The organism is Nostoc mirabile CHAB5784, from assembly GCF_020829645.1.
Classification (GTDB): domain Bacteria; phylum Cyanobacteriota; class Cyanobacteriia; order Cyanobacteriales; family Nostocaceae; genus Nostoc; species Nostoc mirabile.
The window spans coordinates 1-16,613 of record NZ_JAIVFS010000135.1 but is presented as its reverse complement, the minus strand read 5'-3'; the positions used below and the strand labels follow the sequence as shown (position 1 = coordinate 16,613).

Annotated in this window: 12 protein-coding genes and 2 pseudogenes; 7 read left to right on the top strand and 7 right to left on the bottom strand. The window is 42.0% G+C overall.

Features of this window, described 5'->3' with window-relative positions; translation table 11 throughout:
• Nucleotides 1–124 precede the first annotated feature (124 nt).
• Nucleotides 125–259, bottom strand: a pseudogene (locus LC653_RS39610) (DUF429 domain-containing protein); the annotation flags it as partial.
• A gap of 347 nt (nt 260–606) precedes the next feature.
• Here LC653_RS39610 and LC653_RS39605 point away from each other — a divergent pair.
• Nucleotides 607–1,869 carry a glycosyltransferase family 4 protein gene (locus LC653_RS39605; RefSeq protein WP_229500802.1) on the top strand — a complete coding sequence of 421 codons (1,263 nt, stop codon included), beginning with the start codon at nt 607–609 and terminating at the stop codon, nt 1,867–1,869.
• Between the two features lie 183 nt (nt 1,870–2,052).
• Entirely contained in the window at nt 2,053–2,919 is an 867-nt protein-coding gene (locus LC653_RS39600) for a calcium-binding protein (protein ID WP_229500801.1), read from the top strand.
• 255 nt (nt 2,920–3,174) lie between these two features.
• Here LC653_RS39600 and LC653_RS39595 read toward each other — a convergent pair whose 3' ends face one another.
• Both LC653_RS39595 and LC653_RS39590 read right to left on the bottom strand, forming a co-directional pair.
• Nucleotides 3,175–4,755 carry a B12-binding domain-containing radical SAM protein gene (locus tag LC653_RS39595; protein WP_229500800.1) on the bottom strand — a complete coding sequence of 527 codons (1,581 nt, stop codon included), beginning with the start codon at nt 4,753–4,755 and terminating at the stop codon, nt 3,175–3,177.
• Nucleotides 4,756–5,318: 563 nt separating this feature from the next.
• Complete coding sequence (locus LC653_RS39590) at nt 5,319–5,489, bottom strand: hypothetical protein (RefSeq protein ID WP_229500799.1); 171 nt, start codon at nt 5,487–5,489, stop codon at nt 5,319–5,321.
• 367 nt (nt 5,490–5,856) lie between these two features.
• Here LC653_RS39590 and trpS point away from each other — a divergent pair, with 367 nt between their 5' ends.
• From trpS to LC653_RS39575, 3 genes and pseudogenes are all read left to right on the top strand, one after another.
• Nucleotides 5,857–6,867: a tryptophan--tRNA ligase gene (gene trpS, locus LC653_RS39585; protein ID WP_229500798.1), complete on the top strand. Its 1,011-nt coding sequence runs from the start codon at nt 5,857–5,859 to the stop codon at nt 6,865–6,867.
• Between the two features lie 58 nt (nt 6,868–6,925).
• Nucleotides 6,926–7,846 (top strand): methylenetetrahydrofolate reductase, encoded by a 921-nt coding sequence (locus tag LC653_RS39580; protein ID WP_229500797.1) that lies wholly within the window; start codon nt 6,926–6,928, stop codon nt 7,844–7,846.
• 429 nt (nt 7,847–8,275) lie between these two features.
• Nucleotides 8,276–9,075 (top strand): annotated as a pseudogene (locus LC653_RS39575) (Rpn family recombination-promoting nuclease/putative transposase).
• A gap of 168 nt (nt 9,076–9,243) precedes the next feature.
• On the opposite strand, the gene LC653_RS39570 reads toward LC653_RS39575, so the two are convergent.
• The 3 genes from LC653_RS39570 to LC653_RS39560 all read right to left on the bottom strand — a co-directional run bounded on the left by LC653_RS39570 (nt 9,244) and on the right by LC653_RS39560 (nt 11,318).
• Nucleotides 9,244–9,489 carry a hypothetical protein gene (locus LC653_RS39570; protein ID WP_229500796.1) on the bottom strand — a complete coding sequence of 82 codons (246 nt, stop codon included), beginning with the start codon at nt 9,487–9,489 and terminating at the stop codon, nt 9,244–9,246.
• Nucleotides 9,490–9,756: 267 nt separating this feature from the next.
• On the bottom strand, nt 9,757–10,305 hold the full coding sequence (locus LC653_RS39565) for a phosphate-starvation-inducible PsiE family protein (RefSeq protein ID WP_229500795.1): 549 nt from the start codon (nt 10,303–10,305) through the stop codon (nt 9,757–9,759).
• An 89-nt stretch (nt 10,306–10,394) separates the two neighbouring features.
• Nucleotides 10,395–11,318, bottom strand: coding sequence for a tetratricopeptide repeat protein (locus tag LC653_RS39560; protein WP_229500794.1), 924 nt, complete (start codon nt 11,316–11,318; stop codon nt 10,395–10,397).
• Between the two features lie 264 nt (nt 11,319–11,582).
• On the opposite strand from LC653_RS39560, the gene LC653_RS39555 reads away from it, so the two are divergent.
• Nucleotides 11,583–13,631 carry an elongation factor G gene (locus LC653_RS39555; RefSeq protein WP_229500793.1) on the top strand — a complete coding sequence of 683 codons (2,049 nt, stop codon included), beginning with the start codon at nt 11,583–11,585 and terminating at the stop codon, nt 13,629–13,631.
• A 284-nt stretch (nt 13,632–13,915) separates the two neighbouring features.
• Nucleotides 13,916–14,812, top strand: a complete 897-nt coding sequence (locus LC653_RS39550) for a prohibitin family protein (RefSeq protein WP_229500792.1) — start codon at nt 13,916–13,918, stop codon at nt 14,810–14,812.
• 471 nt (nt 14,813–15,283) lie between these two features.
• On the opposite strand, the gene LC653_RS39545 is transcribed toward LC653_RS39550, so the two are convergent.
• Nucleotides 15,284–15,790, bottom strand: a complete 507-nt coding sequence (locus LC653_RS39545) for a DUF6174 domain-containing protein (RefSeq protein ID WP_229500791.1) — start codon at nt 15,788–15,790, stop codon at nt 15,284–15,286.
• Between the last annotated feature and the right edge of the window lie 823 nt (nt 15,791–16,613).

Genomic DNA, 16,613 nt, shown 5'->3' with positions numbered 1-16,613 from the left:
TGAGGATAAATGGGTGATGAGGTATGCGTGACAAGCACCAAGTTATTGAGGAGCCGTGTGAGGTGAAAGTCTCATGCACGGTTTTGAAGACCAACGGGGTTGGTGACAACCTCGTTGAGTTTAATGCATCTACGGCGATGATGGCTGGTTCGTCTGGTTGTACGCTTTGATCAATCCAGGTGAGGATGTCTGCAATGGCTTCTTTACGGTCTAGATCAAGTAGTTGCAGTTGTCCATTTATCCATTCTAAGCAGCACAGTCCACTTGGTTGAGATTTCCAGCCTTAATCAATGCCAATAAATTTCATGGTTATAATATCATGTCCGCATAGATAGTTATGCTAACCACGATCATTACACCCCACCCCCAACCCCTAAGAGCCTGCGGGGAGGGGAGACAAAGCACAGCTTTGGCGGGGTGGGGTTCTTCGCGTTTAATAAGTAATCAAGCGGACATCATATAACACGAATTTGCGATTATTTTCGCATTTCGCGGCAACGATTCACCTAAATTTACTTGCTAAAAATTGTGAGAAATAATCTTATAATCTTAAACAGCTTGTCTTAATTTATTTTATCTGTCAATAAATTAATCAAGATTATTCCCATGAATATTTTATTTTTACATCCTAATTTCCCCTCACAATTTCGCAATCTAGCGACGGTTTTAGGTAAAGATCCTAATTACCAAGTCGTCTTTGGGACAAATCGTCGGGAAGGGGAAATACCTGGCGTTTTTAAAGCTATTTACGCTCCTTCTCGTGAAGCTGCTCCCCAAACCCACCATTACGTTCGCAACCTAGAAAATGCTGTTCTCACCGCGCAGGCTGTCTATCGCGTGGCAGAAAAATTAAAGGCCGAAGGTTTCGTTCCAGATATAATTTATGGTCATTCTGGTTGGGGGCCGACTTTGTTTATGAAAGATATTTTCCCCAAAGCAGAATTATTATGTTATTTCGAGTGGTTTTACCATGCTCACGGCTCGGATGCAGATTTTGATCCCAGTGAACCACTGAATGCTGATGATGAATGCCGTATCCGCGTGAAAAATACGCCGATTTTGACTGATTTATATAGCTGCGATCGCGGTCTTTCTCCAACGAATTGGCAGCGTCAGCAGTTTCCCAAAGAATATCATAACAAAATCACTGTAATTCATGATGGTGTTGATACCAAATATTTTGTTCCCAAACCAGGTGCAAAGTTAGTTTTACCAAGAATAAATCTCGACCTTTCCCATGTGGAAGAGTTGGTAACTTATGTGGGACGGGGGATGGAACCTTATAGAGGTTTTCCGCAGTTTATGGAAACGGTGGCGCTAATTCAGCAGCGAAGACCTAAGTGCCATGTGGTAGTTGTGGGAGAAGATAGGGTGGCTTATGGAAAGAATCTTCCTGATGGTAAGACTTATAAACAATTAATGTTGGAAAAATTATCTTTGGATTTATCGAGGCTGCACTTCACAGATAGGCTTCCTTACAATGAGTATCTTCAGGTTTTGCAAGCTTCTTCTGCTCATGTTTATTTAACTCGTCCTTTTGTTTTATCCTGGTCAATGTTAGAAGTAATGGCAGCAGGATGTTTACTAGTAGCTTCTAAGACTCCGCCAGTATTGGAAGTCGTACAGGATGGGGTGAATGGACTGCTGGTAGATTTCTTTTCTCCCAATAATATTGCTAATAGGGTTGAAGAGGCGCTGAATCATCCTCAGGAGATGCAAGCAATTCGTGCGAATGCGCGAGAGACAATTCTGAAACGTTATGATTTGGCGAAACTGTTACCACAGCATTTGCAATGGATGTTCGCTGGTAAAAGTTCTGATAGCTTGAAAAAGCGCTCAGTTTCTAAAGGATTTGGCAAAAGTCATTAGTCATTGGTCATTGGTCATTGGTCATTAGCCTTTTGCATAAATATTTTTTGCCTCAAGCAAAGGTGCAAATAAAAGCCTGAAAAGAACGACTTTTGTCAGAAGTATAATTATTAGTGATTGGTCAATAACTAATGACAAATGACAAATGACAAATGACAGAAAAATATAAAAGCGATATTTAAAATGCGAATTCTTTTTACCATTGCCCATTTTTTCAAACCTAGCGGTGAGGGTCGTCATGCTTCCCAACGCAAAGACCCGCGACCCCGCTTGCAGGCGTTAACTAATAGCCTTACCGCCTTACACCAATTATTTGGTAAATCTCAAAGTATCATTAACATTGCTCAACGAATAGCTTTTCCCGCTAACCAGCCGCAGTCTCACGAACTAGATATTGTTATTTGTACAACCAAAGATAATCATCTTTTGAATCAGCTTTCCTTACCATCCCATTTATATAAGCATCATTCTACTAATGTAGAACCTCTGCTTTTGGGTTTTGAGTGCCAAGCTGTTCTGCAAAGTTGTCTCGGTCAATATGATTACTACTGCTTCTTGGAAGATGACTTAATTATCCATGACCCTTGGTTTTTTATAAAATTAAATTGGTTTACCCAACAAGCGGGTGATTTAAATTTGCTTCAGCCAAATCGTTATGAAATCTCCCCTTATGCGTTGGTTCATAAAGCTTACATTGATGGGGATTTGGCTTTGCGAGTAACTGCTCCCTTTCAAAATGTGCAGGAGCAACCGGAACTCAAGGGTACAATTATGAATGCGCCAATTACCTTTTGTCGTGCCCTCAATCCCCATGCGGGCTGCTATTTTTTGAATGCAAATCAGATGGCTCATTGGGCGAATCAAACTTATTTCCTTGACCGAGATATTAGCTTTGTTGGGCCTCTAGAAAGTGCTGCAACCTTGGGAATTATGAAGACATTTCGGATTTACAAAACCTCACCAGAGCAAGCAAGTTTTTTGGAGATTCAGCACTCTGGAACTGGATTTTTAGGGCTAATTGGAGGACAGGTGAGTTTAGCAGAGCGGTAAATCGAATTTAAGAGGATGTTTGAAAAGTATTTAGCTGTGATTTTAAGTACTTATTGATCCCCCCTAACCCCCCTTTTTAAGGGGGGACGGAATCAAAGTCCCCCAATTTATCGGGGGATTTAGGAGGATCTAGAGCATTTTGCTACCGACAAGGAGACTTTTCAAACATCCTCTAAGAGTTTGGTTTTTGTGAGCAAAATTAATGCGATCGCTATTTATAAAACACATTAGCGATCGCTCCACAATCAACTAATCTTAAATTGAGACTAATGGTTTTTCAACAGGGGTAGGCGTGGTTAGGGGATCAAATCCTAACTGCTCAGTAATGCGCTCTCTGGCTAAAAGGCGGTATTCCCAAAAATGCTCGCCAGCAGCACATAAACCCAAATACATATTCACAAATTGGGGCTTGGTGCGGAGAATAGCCCAAAGTTGTTGCCAAAATTGACCCCGAATTTCCTGCCGTTGCCAACCTTGACGCCAGAGCAAATGTGCAAGTAGTCGCAGTCCTTTGCCAGGAGGAAAATACATCGTCTGCTGTAATTGGGGATTAGGCGTAATCTTGAGGCATTGTTCAAAACAACGTCGGAGATAGTTTTTGGGTTCGTACATTCTCCAAATTGCCTCTAAATATTCTTTAGCAACTTCAGCCATCGGCCGGGTAGGAACAAAATTCATTAAGGAATTCTGATCCCCTACCTCCAAACCTCCAAATCCTTCTAATAATCGCTCCTCTTGTTTTAGTCTTTGCCACAAGGCAGTATTGGGAAGGGCTTGCAGTATACCGAGCATCGGTTGAGGAATGCCGGTTTCTTCGACAAAAGCTTGAATTCGTTCCCCAGCACCAGACTTTTCTCCATCAAAACCTATGATAAACCCTGCATAAATCAACAATCCAGCTTGATTGATGGTACGACAGGCTTCTAAAAGGGGATTGCGGGTATTCTGAAACTTGCGAGTGACTTGCAGGCTGTCTTGATCTGGTGTTTCAATACCCAAAAAGACTGCGTAGAAACCAGCTTTAACCATTAATTCTAATAGCTCAGTATCTTCTGCTAGGTTGACGGAAGCTTCAGTCAAGAAGGTAAAGGGATAATTGCGTTCCTGCATCCACGGAATTAATTCTTGTAAAAGGCGTTTCACATTGCGCTTATTGCCAATGAAGTTATCATCCACTACGAACAGAGATCCGCGCCAGCCTAAGTCATAGAGGGTTTGGAGTTCTGCTAGGGTTTGACTTGGTTCTTTGGTACGTGGTTTGCGACCGTATAAATTGATGATGTCACAAAATTCGCATTCAAAGGGACAACCGCGAGAAAACTGAATCGCCATCATTAAGTAATCATCTCGCTTGAGTAAATCAAAGCGAGGGATGGGGCTTTGGGTTACATCTGGTTTTTCAAGGGCACGAAAGGTTCCTTGTTCTTCACCTTTGGCGATCGCATCTAAAAACTGTGGAACTGTAATCTCCCCTTCATCTAAAATCAAGTAGTTAGCTCCTGCTTTTTGTGCAGGTTCTGGCACTGAGGTTGGATAAGGCCCACCCACAGCAACTTTTTTCCCCAGTTGCGCTGCTTTGTGAATTTGGGCGAGAAAGTCTTCTTTCTGTGCAAGCATCGCAGAAAGAATCACGATGTCGCACCATTGCCAATCAGCATCCGTTTCTTGGTTAACATTGCGGTCATAAAACCGAACTTGCCAGTCTGCTGGTAGCATAGCAGCAACAGTCAGAATCCCTAGCGGTGGAATAGATGCTTTAAGTCCCGCTATCTTCATAAATTCGTCGTAAGACCAAAACGTTTTGGGAAAGCGGGGGTAAAGTAAGAGTACTTTCATTGCTGTAGTCCTCTAATTAAATTTTGTTTGAAAAATTTTTACTTTTGATAAAACCGTATTTTGGATGCTGATTGCAGAGATGATGCTACAATCCCACTACCCTATTCTTTCTCCATCTGTCTTTAGATAGACATTTGCATCGGCAAAGGTGATTTTTTAGTCAGTTAGCAGGATTACCGCCGTTGTAATAAAACCTAATGGCGAATTTGTGGAGCGAACAACTGCCATATCATTTGTAGGGGTTGCAGAGAAAGCGGGATGATTATAACAAGTTCCAAAATTCCTCCCCTGCAACGCCAGCAGGGAGCATCCCAATGCAAGCAAATTTACCAAGTTAGCAGGTAGTCATTGCGAATGGAGCGTTCGCGGTAGCGTCTCGTAAGAGAAGCGGAATGAAGCAATCGCAAAGTCTAGATGCTGCGATTGCTTCGCTTCATTTCATTACGCTCGCAATGACAAAATATGTTTTTACACATTTGGGATGCTCCCCGCCAGCATCCCTTGCCTTAAAAGCTTGCCCCAATTCATCCCACTGTTATGCAACGCCCATTTGTATTGCCGTGCTATGTAAAGGCAACCTCTTGCAATGCCAATGCATCGACTGACAATGCGATTGTTTTGACTGACAATGCGATTGTTTCGACTGACAATGCGATTGTTTTGACTGACAATGCGATTGTTTCGGCTAACAATGCGATTGTTTCGACTGACAATGCGATTGTTTCGACCTGCAAAAATTAACCCACCCTTTATTAAAGCTTTTGTATAACAGCTTAAATATCTATAGGACTTACGCAAAATATCTCTCAAACTCTTATTTCTCCGTGTCGCGCCAGTTGCTTCTCCCAAGGGGAGACGCTGCGCGAACAAGTCGGGGAACCGCAAGGGCGCACTGGCAACTCTATTGCCTCTGTGGTTCGTTATTCCGTAACTTTTGTGTAAGTCCTAATCTAATCCCGTAACGGCGAGTTGCCCTGGAAAATGTCAAAATTAAATGAGTTTTGCGTAGGCGCAAACGCGAGTGCCTCTCTAAGAGTTGCGACTTGTCGCCAAACATCGCCATTTTACAAGCGCGGATTTGAGATAACTAAGTTGAAATTTATGGGCAAGCAACGTGTTCTTTCTGGAATTCAACCAACGGGCAATTACCATCTAGGTAACTACTTGGGAGCCATTCGCAACTGGGTAGAAGGTCAGAGCGAATACGAAAATTACCTTTTTGTGGCTGATTTGCACGCGATTACAGTGCCACACAAGCCAACACAGTTGGCCGCTGATACCTACACTCTTGTTGCTCTCTATCTAGCTTGTGGTCTTGATTTAAATCACTCCACCATCTTTGTACAATCCCACGTTTCGGCTCACAGTGAACTCACCTGGTTGCTCAACTGCATTACACCTCTAAACTGGCTGCAAGACATGATTCAGTTCAAGGAAAAGGCCGTCAAGCAGGGAGAAAATGTCAGTGCAGGCTTGTTGGATTACCCTGTGCTGATGGCAGCTGATATTTTGCTTTACCAAGCGGATAAAGTGCCAGTGGGTGAAGACCAAAAGCAACACTTGGAATTGACACGAGATATTGCAGCTCGGTTAAATCACCAATTTGGTAAACCAGATGAGCCAGTTCTGAAGTTACCAGACCCTTTGATTCGCAAGGAAGGGGCAAGGGTGATGAGTTTGGCGGACGGTACACGCAAAATGTCGAAGTCTGATCCTTCCGACTTAAGCTGGATCAGTTTGCTAGATTCACCAGAACAGATTCAATACAAAATTAAGCGTTGTAAAACCGATGCCATTCGTGGGCTGACTTTTGATGATCCAGCGCGTCCAGAGTGTAATAATTTATTAACGCTGTATACATTGCTTTCTGGCAAGAGAAAGGAAGATGTCGCCGTTGAATGTCAGGATATGGGCTGGGGGCAATTCAAGCCATTGTTGACGGATACGATAATTGAGTCCCTGAAACCAATTCAAGAAAAATATCACTCGATAACGGCGGATAAAAGCTATTTGGAGTCTGTGTTACGGGATGGAGGGGAAAAAGCTAGAGCGATCGCAAATCAAACTTTATCACAAGTAAAAACTGCTTTAGGCTACTCTCTTCCTCTATAATTTGTCCCTTTTAGGTGTGATTTGCTATACCATTTAAGAAATTGAAATTCTTAAATTTATGCATCACACCCATAGCCCCACAGCCTTCCAAAGAGCTGTACAAGCAGGTGAATTTCTAGTTACCGCCGAGGTAGCACCCCCGAAAGGGGGAGATCCAGCGCACATGATTCAAATGGCAGCGACTCTTAAGGGAAGGGTTCATGCTGTCAATGTTACTGATGGTAGCCGCGCAGTGTTACGGATGTCTTCGTTAATGGCGTCGGTGATTTTGTCACAAAACGGCATAGAGCCGATTTGTCAAGTTGCTTGCCGCGATCGCAACCGCATCGGTTTACAAGCTGATTTGATGGGCGCTCATGCTTTAGGTATCCGCAATATTTTAGCTTTGACTGGCGACGCAGTAAAAGCAGGCGATCATCCAGATGCCAAAGCAGTGTTTGACTTAGAAGCTGTGCGACTGCTGCAACTGATTCGGAAAATGAATCAAGGCGTTGATTGCAACGAGAAACCCTTGACTGATGGAGCATTAGATTTATTTGTTGGTGCAGCAGTAGATCCGCAATGTAACAGTTGGTCAGGTTTGCAAAGTCGATTTGAACGCAAAATCGAAGCAGGAGCGCAGTTTTTTCAAAGTCAGTTAATTACAGATTTTGAGCGGCTAGAAAAGTTTATGGACACCATTGCTGCTGGTTATAAAAAACCAATTTTGGCAGGAATATTTCTGTTGAAATCGGCAAAAAATGCCCAATTTATTAATAGGTGTGTTCCGGGTGTAAATATCCCCCAACATATTATTGATAGATTGGCAAAAGCCAAAGATCCTTTTGAAGAAGGGATAAAAATTGCAGCCGAGCAAGTGCAGATAGCGCGGCAATTGTGTCAAGGTGTCCACATGATGGCGGTGAAGCGAGAAGATGCGATCGCGCCAATTCTAGATTTGGCTGGGGTTGCTCCAGTTAATCAGTTGGTATCTAAGTAAAGGAGATAACAAATTTTTTATTAAAGCAGATGGAAACAACCATCTGCTTTTTTATGCTGAAACAGACGTATATCTCAATACGGTTCAGTTAAAGAAAATTGTAGGTTGGGTTAAGCAAAGTGCAACCCAACAAAGCCCCGGAAATGTTGGGTTTCGTTCCTCAACCCAACCTACACAATTTAAGGTTTTTGGCGCTAACTGAACTGTATTGACGTATATCTGACAATTCAGGTCATGTGGAAAAGCTAACCATTGACCTAACCCCCTAACCCCCTTCCCTTGCAGGGAAGGGGGAAAATTCAAAGTCTCTCTCCTAAAAGGAAGAGAGAAATAGAAGTGAGGTTTTCCAGATACCGTGAAAAGTCAGAAACGTATATACACTATTCTTGATAAACTTTGAATATCCAATTTTAGCTTTACTAAATCCAGGTGCAAACTGACAAAATATTTTATAGCTTATTTCAAACTTTCCCTAGCATATTTTTTGCAATAATTGGCGATACGACTGTCAATGTCAACGCATATCAATTTGTTTCAATCGAACTAAAAGAAACTGCTTTTAGGATTGATGGAGTATTTATCCCCACAAGTGAAACCACAAACCAACCCCTCTACTTTGTTGAAGTCCAGTTTCAATTAGACCCAACTTTCTATAGACGCTTCTTTGCCGAAATCTTTCTTTACTTGCGTCAAAACGAATCTGTAAATTTTTGGCGTGCTGTTGTCATCTATCCCCAACGAAGTTTAGATCCGCAAGACCAACAGCCGTATCAGTTGCTGCTAAACAGTTCACAAGTGCAACGCATTTATCTAGATGAATTAGATACAGGTGAGAACTCACTTCAAGTTGCGATCGTTAAATTAATTATCGAAAGAGAAGAGACAGCCGTTGACAAAGGTAGAGAATTGATTTTACAAGCAAGGCAACAACTGGCAGATGAAACTACACCAAGCAAATTGTAGAATTGATAGAGACTATTCTGTTGTACAAATTTACCCGGTTAAGCCGAGAGGAGTTAGCAGAAATGTTGGGTATAGACGACGAATTCAAAAAAACACGGATGTATCAATCAATCAAGGAAGACGGCTTAGAAGAAGGTCGCCAGGAAGCGAAGTTAGAAGCTATTCCCCGGTTGTTGGCATTGGGATTGACTGTAGAACAAGTGGCGGTGGCTCTCGATTTGACAGTGGCGCAAGTACAGCAAGCAGCCCAGAATCAGTCTAGCTGATAGTGGGCGATGCTTGCGTCTAATGTAATCAGCAAGTGCGACGCCGATAGCGAAGCGTTAGCGAGTCCGCGAGCGTCATAGCATGTCGTAGACATCGCCTCTTTTTGTTTTAGCTAAACCAGAAGCGATGTCTACGACGGGCTTACGCCTACGAACTTAAAACCTGGGTTACATCTTACCGTGTTGCAGCACTTGTTGTAGATGTTGGCGAATTTCTTGTGCGTGTTCAATATCAGATTGTCGCAATTTTTGGAACAACTCTACACAAGGTTGAGAACCTACTTTTTCTGCATCTTTGATGTAGGTATCGTAAGCTTTAACGGCTTCAGCCTTGTTCTGCAAAACGGTGACAAAATCATACTCCAAGTCGCTAATCGCTGTTTGAGATTGTCCGTTACCTGTATTTGTAGCCATTGCTTGAACCTCTTTTAGAATTTCTAATTAACTTTATACTCACCCTTAAAGAGGGATTCATCTTCCAAAAAGAGTATATTTCAATACGTCAGAAGTACCTTGCAAGGGTAGGTTATATAAATTCGTAATTCGTAATTCGTAATTTGTAATTAATAGCCGTTACTCTATAGAAGGAGATAGGACAGACAAGGGAGAAAATTCTACCTCATCCCCCTCATCCCCCAACTCCCCACTCCCCACTCCCCACTCCCCATATTTCATAAGAATTTATCCAAGCGGTTGATTCTCATCACATTGACGTGAATACTGGAATTCCAACTCATTTTGCCGTTCCCTACCACCTCTGTACACAATGGGGCAAAACTTAGTGTTAGCACTCATGCAATCCATGTGTGGTGTTTTAGCACATACCACGAGTAGTCCACCCAGAACAAACAACAAACCACAAATTGCAAGCGTATTAACCCAAGAAATTTCCAGCGCTCCGTGAACTACTACCTCTCGCAGTAAAGATACAATTGTTACCTCAACTGCCACTCCCACAGAGATACTATGTTCTTGCAAATAGACCATTAATAGTCGAAATAACTCGACTAAAATCAACACGAATAGTATTTTTGCAGTCACATGTTTATAGTCTAGTGGCTGCGTGAGGTCGATAGCTATCCCCCACAATTGGATTAGCATGACGGCGAACAAACCCAAACACAAAACAATCACAATTAAGTCTTGAAAGGCTTCCATGTTGCGAACAATTGATTGCCGATCAAGCCAGCGATCGCTAAATAAAAATCGACTTTTCTGGCGCTTTTGCATGTACGTTTCATTCCAATCGGGACAAGTTCAGACAACACCAGCGAGCCAACCCAATAGTTTTATGTTATGCAATATTAAGCTTTTGCGCCTCAGCGAGGTTGGTAATTTAAATTTTGTGCCTGTTGCAACAATTGTTCGGCATTTTTCGCCCATTGAGGATTTTTTTGAGCATTGTATAAATCTTTAGCAAATTGCAATACTTGTACTGCATCGCCATATTGCTGTAACTGCATAAAAACTAACCCTGCACCATAATAAGCGTTGGGATAGTTAGAGTTAGCTTCGGCTGATTTTCTAAAAGCCTCTAATGCCTCTTGTAATTTGCGTTGCTGAAACCAAATTGAGCCGAGATTGTAGTAAGCTTCTGGATACTTTTGATTAATTTTTACTGCCTGATTAAAGGCATCTCTGGCTTGATCGAGTTTGCCTTGTTGGAGATAACACATCCCTATATGATAAGGAGGCTCTGGTGCATTTTTGCTATATTCTATGGCTTTTTTAAAAGATGCGATCGCTTTTTCACAATCTCCTTGCTGTTCTCGTACCAATCCCAAGTTATAGTGGGCAAATCCTAGTTTGGGATCAAGTTCTAACGCTCGTTGCAAGTAATCGTTAGCTAACTGTAAATTATTCCCCTCTAACAACGCACCACCTAAATTAGCAAAAGCTGGAGCAAACTTAGGATCGGCTTGCGTCGCTCGATAAAATGCATCCGCAGAGGGTTGTAATTGTCCCGTTTGTCGGAATGCTAACCCTAGATTATAGTGTGCTGGTGCTAATGCCGGATCTAATTGAGTTGCTTGTTTAAAGGCGGCGATCGCATCTTGTACCTTTCCTGCCTGAATTGCTTGTAAGCCTTGGTTCAACCAGTCTATGGCAGTTTTACCATTAGATTGTGCCAGCTTTGAGGGGAGAGAGGGAGAGAGGGAAAGAGAGGGGGAGGAAATACTAACAGCTATCAAAGTCAAACTTACTAACCCGGCTATGCGATATTTAAAGAATGATTTTCCCATTGATTTTCTGACTTGCAACACTTTCAGTTAAATTTACTTTATAAAAAGTTTTTTACAAAAGTTTTTATTTTGCTATGAAAATTTGTGATAGTTAACTTTTCTTAAGCTAAATCTTACAACAGGCTACAATTTTTTTAACTTTCGATTAAAGGGAGGATAATAACAAATTAAAGAAGGGGTAAGTTTGACTCCAGAGAACCATTTTTTATCCCTGATATATACAGAATCATGCGGTTAGGAAAAACTTACCGCAAGGGAGGTTTTATGAACGAAAAAGTAAAATCGGGTTCGCGGAATGTTGCAATTGTCGGGCCTTATTTAAGTGGAAAAACCACTTTACTAGAAAGCTTGTTATTTGTCACAGGGGCAATTTCTCGCAAAGGGAGTGTAAAGGACAGCAATACAGTGGGAGATAGTGCTGCCGAGTCGCGCGATCGCCACATGAGTGTAGAAGTCAGCGCCGCTAGCACTGAGTATAACGGTATTCGCTTCACTTTTATTGACTGTCCGGGAAGTGTAGAATTTGCTCAAGAAACGTACAATGCTTTAATCGGAGTTGATGCGGCAATTGTAGTTTGCGAACCCATACGCGAACGAGTCCTCACCCTAGCCCCTCTATTTAAATTCCTGGACGATTGGGAAATTCCCCACCTCGTCTTCGTCAACAAAATGGATCGGGCAAATATTCACGTTTTAGAAACATTACACGCCCTGAAAGCAGTATCTAGCCGTCCCCTGGTAGCGCATCAATATCCCATCATGAACGGGGAAGAACTCACCGGCTTTATTGATATGGTGAGTGAACAGGCATATCAATATCATCCAGGCGCACCTGCTGACCCCATCCCCTTCCCCGAAAGTTTAAAAGAAGAAGAACATACAGCACGGGCAGAAATGCTCGAAGCCCTAGCAAATTTTGACGACCATTTACTCGAAGAACTTTTAGAAGACATCGAACCATCCCAAGAGGAAATCCTCAAAGATTTAAAAATGGAATTAGGGGCAGATTTGGTAGTGCCCGTTTTCTTTGGTGTGGCAGAACAAGATTATGGTGTTAGACCTCTATTAGAAGCCTTGTTACGGGAAGCCCCCGAACCAGAAACCACAGCAGAACGTCGTTTAAAAAACATAAAAGGTGATACACCTCTAGCGCAGGTATTAAAAACTTACTACACTCCCCAAGGTGGCAAACTTTCCCTCGTGCGTGTTTGGCGGGGCAAATTAACTGATGGTATTGTCCTCAATGGCATTCGCACTGGTGGAATTTACCGCCTCATGGGACAACAACAGCAGTCAGTTAACCAAGTTAGTGCTGGTGAAATTGTTGCATTGAGCCGTTTAGAAGGAATCAAGACAGGCGATACAATCTCTATAGAACAGCAGTCGGCAATAAAATTACCCAAAGCTGTAGAATTGGAACCAGTGTATGCTCTCGCCATTACACCAGAAAAGCGCAACGATGAAGTTAAACTCAGTGGCGCTATCACCAAGTTATTAGAAGAAGACTGCTCACTTGCTTGGGAACAACACGGCGATACCCACGAAGTTATCTTGTGGGGACAAGGCGAGATTCATTTGCAAGTCGCCCTAGATAGACTGCGCCGCAAATATAATTTGCCGATGACAACTCATTTACCACAAGTGCCTTACAAAGAAACCATCCGCAAAACAGTGGCTTCAGTTCATGGGCGCTACAAACATCAAAGCGGTGGTCACGGACAGTTTGGTGATGTTTTTCTCGACATCAAACCCCTACCACGGGGTACAGGCTTTAATTTTAATGAAACTATTGTCGGTGGCGTGGTTCCTAAACAGTACATTCCTGGGGTGGAAATGGGCGTGCGGGAATTTCTGACACATGGGCCTTTGGGCTTTCCAATGGTGGATTTGGCGGTAACTCTGACTAATGGTTCGTATCACAACGTTGATAGTTCTGAACAAGCCTTTAAACAAGCTGCCCGATTAGCAATGCAAACGGGAATACCCCAAGCGGAACCTACTCTATTAGAACCAATTTTGCGGGTGGAAGTGACTACACCTAGCGAATTTACTTCCAAAGTGCTGCAACTGTTGAGTGGTAGACGGGGGCAAATTTTAGGCTATGAAGGGAGAAACGATTGGCAAGGCTGGGATAATATCTCTGCATACTTGCCACAAGCAGAGATGCAAAACTTTATTGTAGAGCTGCGATCGCTCACCTTGGGCGTTGGTTCCTTCCACTGGGAATATGACCATCTCCAAGAAGTGCCAGAAAAGCTTGCAGAACGTGTCATTCACAGCAATGGTAATGGCGGCAACGGCAACGGCAAGTAATTTTGCATTTTGGATTAATGTAAAGTAGCGTAGGCTTTGCCCGCACTTCTCTACGAGACGCTGCGCGTAGCTTGCTTCCCCGAAGGGGTACGGCTGCGCTCAGTGACCACCGTAGGCATCGCTCCAAGGCTGAGATTCCCGACTTCTCTCAGAATTCGGGAATCTTTTTCAATCTGTAAAAGGGTTCATAAACCACTAAATTGTCTGAAATAGTATTAGTTTCATAAAGGCATTTGGGAATTATGTGATTAAGTATATTCCTCTTAATTACACAGAAAAAACTCATGGGCTTTATAATCTCTCTTGTAACTAGCCTAATTGCAATTCTCGTTTATCTCAATACAGATAGGATATCTGGTGAAAAGTCACGTTTAGCAATACGCACAATTATGATATTGATTGGCAGTATTGCAGTACTCAATTCTCTTTCTAGGCTTTTGGTGATTGTCCCACCAGGCAATGTCGGTGTCGTCAACTTGTTTGGTGAAGTTTCCGAAACTACTCTTAATCCTGGTGTTCACTTGCTTAATCCCTTTAACAAGGTGCTGAATTTTTCCACTCGCATTAAGGATGTAAAGGAAAATGTAGATGCAACATCCCAAGAAGGTTTGAGCCTAAATCTTGATGTCAGTCTTCAGTACAAGCTCGATCCGCAAAAGGCAGCTACAGTATATAAAACAATTGGAACTGATGAAACACAACTGGTAATTTCCAGATTCCGCTCTACTGTCCGCGCAATTACGGCAAACTACCCAGCCAGTGCTATTTACTCTACCAAACGCCAAGAAATCGCCCAAAAAATTGACCAACAACTCACCCAAGAGATACCGACTTTGGGTTTCATTGTTGAGGAAGCTCTTTTACGAAACGTCAAAATGCCTGATACTCTACAAGCTGCAATTCAAAACAAACTCAAGACAGAGCAAGAAAACCAGCAGATGAAATTTGTTTTAGAGAGAGAGCGTCAAGAGGCAGAACGAAAGCGCATTGAAGCGCGAGGTATAGCTGATTCCCAAAAAATTATCTCTGCTGGACTTACTAACCAAGTACTACAATTGCGAACGATTGAAGCCACAGAAAAGCTAGCTCAATCTAATAATTCTAAGCTTGTAATTATTGGTTCTGAAAAAGGCGCACTGCCTATTCTGATCCAGCCAGAAACAGGAACCTCAAAGCCATAAAATTTTCATATCAGGTCAATGCTCTTGACAGAATTTAAATTGCATGGAGTATACAATATACATTGTTACTTGTATGATGAAATTCAAACAATTTTAGACGGATCACGAGGGTCAATAACAGACCTGCTTTGAAAATAAAACGGTTGGTAGTGGTTAGGACAATGGTGCAATGTTGAGTGCTGATTTTACCACTCTTCAGATGTACGGAATTTGTTCAAAACTCAAATAGGATTCCTATAGATAAAATCCTGTCACTGATAAATGAGGAATTTTTGAGCGGTGAAGCTTTTAAAACTGGGAGAAACTAAAACGGCGTTAGTGTCATTTTGAGCGCAACGCAGGGGAGAGAAGAATTTCACCAGATATTTCGCTCCGCTCAAGATGACAATTTAAGCATTTATGCAAGAGGTCTAATGATGAAGGTGAGCATACCTATTGCCTTAATATCTAATTTTTTGGTTACAGTGGCAGCTATTTAATTACCTTAAAATTCTCAATTGTAAGATATCTTTCTTCATCAGCTATCTGACTGTTGTAATCGATATCAATTTGGGTTGGATAGCCAAATCTAGCATTGTACCGCACATTCAGGCTGAAGGCTTTACGCTTGATAGCATCTTGAATCACATCAAACAGTTTAGGAATTGTGTCGTAATTTTGAAAGTATTCTCGATTAACTGGTTGACCTGTAGCTACAGAAGTGATGGAAGTTGTTTGACCATTACGTACTTCAATTACTACTGGCCCTCTAGCATCGCCTATACAAAAGCAACTATTGCTAAGTTGATAACTATACTTAGAAATATTTTGCTGATTCCAGAAATGGCGATTAAATTCTAATTGCTTTTCTAATCGCTTTAAATTCAAGTTATTATCTACTAGCGATTGTGCTATTTCTATGGGAGATTTGGACATTACTGGTAGGTTCAGTCCGAAAGATAGCAATAAGCCGGCACTGATAATGATAGGTAAACGCATATCAATCCCTTTGATTTCAAAAGTATTATATATGTATTATATATATTAATCGATCTACTTATTTAAGTACACTTTATGTTTTTATTAAAATTCATCAGTGCGTAGACAAGGACAAATATAGGACTCATATTTGATTTTTGAAAATATACGTATGGGAGCCAGTCGTGTGGGCGGGTTTCCCGACTTGAGCGAACTTGCTCCCCTACAAATACCTAGTTTTGTTCAAAAATCAAATCGGATTCTTATAGCAAATTTATGATTGTAAGGAACTGGTTGGTGAGTGTAGTCTATAGCTAAATCAGATCCGATGTAATCGCATACACGCGAGAATATTTTCTGTATGCCGTAGAATCTTTACTGTAAAAAACAAATATTTATTTCAAGTATGAATGAATCACAAACTTGGTATATTGTCAAGCATTCTGTTGGGAATTGCGAAATTGTCCCCAGCGACAAAGTTGGAAACGATAATGTAGAGATTATAGAACAGTGGGGGCCTTTGTGCGATTCGTTGATTAGTGAATCACGGTAAACAGTCCGTACATAACTAATCCAACCTGAACCCAGAAATGGGAAACAGGTTGAACTCTCGGTCAGATGTAGGTGAAAGACCTACCAATCAGACTCAGATTTGACTCCTTACCTGCCCACACTGACCAGACTCGGTTTCTGGAGGATGAAGCTGGGAACAGGGCGCGTGCGATTCGTTCTAACCCTAAATGGCTATGAGCCTATTAAGGTTAGGTCTTAGGTTTCCTAAGATAACTCTCATTCGATGTCAGTGAGGCGTTGATTGCCAAGTCTGACCCACCAAAGGCTGGTG

Excerpts from the sequence above, each read along its gene's own strand:
- LC653_RS39605 (WP_229500802.1), top strand. The coding sequence starts at position 607 with ATGAATATTTTATTTTTACATCCTAATTTCCCCTCACAATTTCGCAAT.
- LC653_RS39600 (WP_229500801.1), top strand. The coding sequence starts at position 2,053 with ATGCGAATTCTTTTTACCATTGCCCATTTTTTCAAACCTAGCGGTGAG.
- LC653_RS39595 (WP_229500800.1), bottom strand. The coding sequence starts at position 4,755 with ATGAAAGTACTCTTACTTTACCCCCGCTTTCCCAAAACGTTTTGGTCT.
- trpS (WP_229500798.1), top strand. The coding sequence starts at position 5,857 with ATGGGCAAGCAACGTGTTCTTTCTGGAATTCAACCAACGGGCAATTAC.
- LC653_RS39580 (WP_229500797.1), top strand. The coding sequence starts at position 6,926 with ATGCATCACACCCATAGCCCCACAGCCTTCCAAAGAGCTGTACAAGCA.
- LC653_RS39570 (WP_229500796.1), bottom strand. The coding sequence starts at position 9,489 with ATGGCTACAAATACAGGTAACGGACAATCTCAAACAGCGATTAGCGAC.
- LC653_RS39565 (WP_229500795.1), bottom strand. The coding sequence starts at position 10,305 with ATGCAAAAGCGCCAGAAAAGTCGATTTTTATTTAGCGATCGCTGGCTT.
- LC653_RS39560 (WP_229500794.1), bottom strand. The coding sequence starts at position 11,318 with ATGGGAAAATCATTCTTTAAATATCGCATAGCCGGGTTAGTAAGTTTG.
- LC653_RS39555 (WP_229500793.1), top strand. The coding sequence starts at position 11,583 with ATGAACGAAAAAGTAAAATCGGGTTCGCGGAATGTTGCAATTGTCGGG.
- LC653_RS39550 (WP_229500792.1), top strand. The coding sequence starts at position 13,916 with ATGGGCTTTATAATCTCTCTTGTAACTAGCCTAATTGCAATTCTCGTT.
- LC653_RS39545 (WP_229500791.1), bottom strand. The coding sequence starts at position 15,790 with ATGCGTTTACCTATCATTATCAGTGCCGGCTTATTGCTATCTTTCGGA.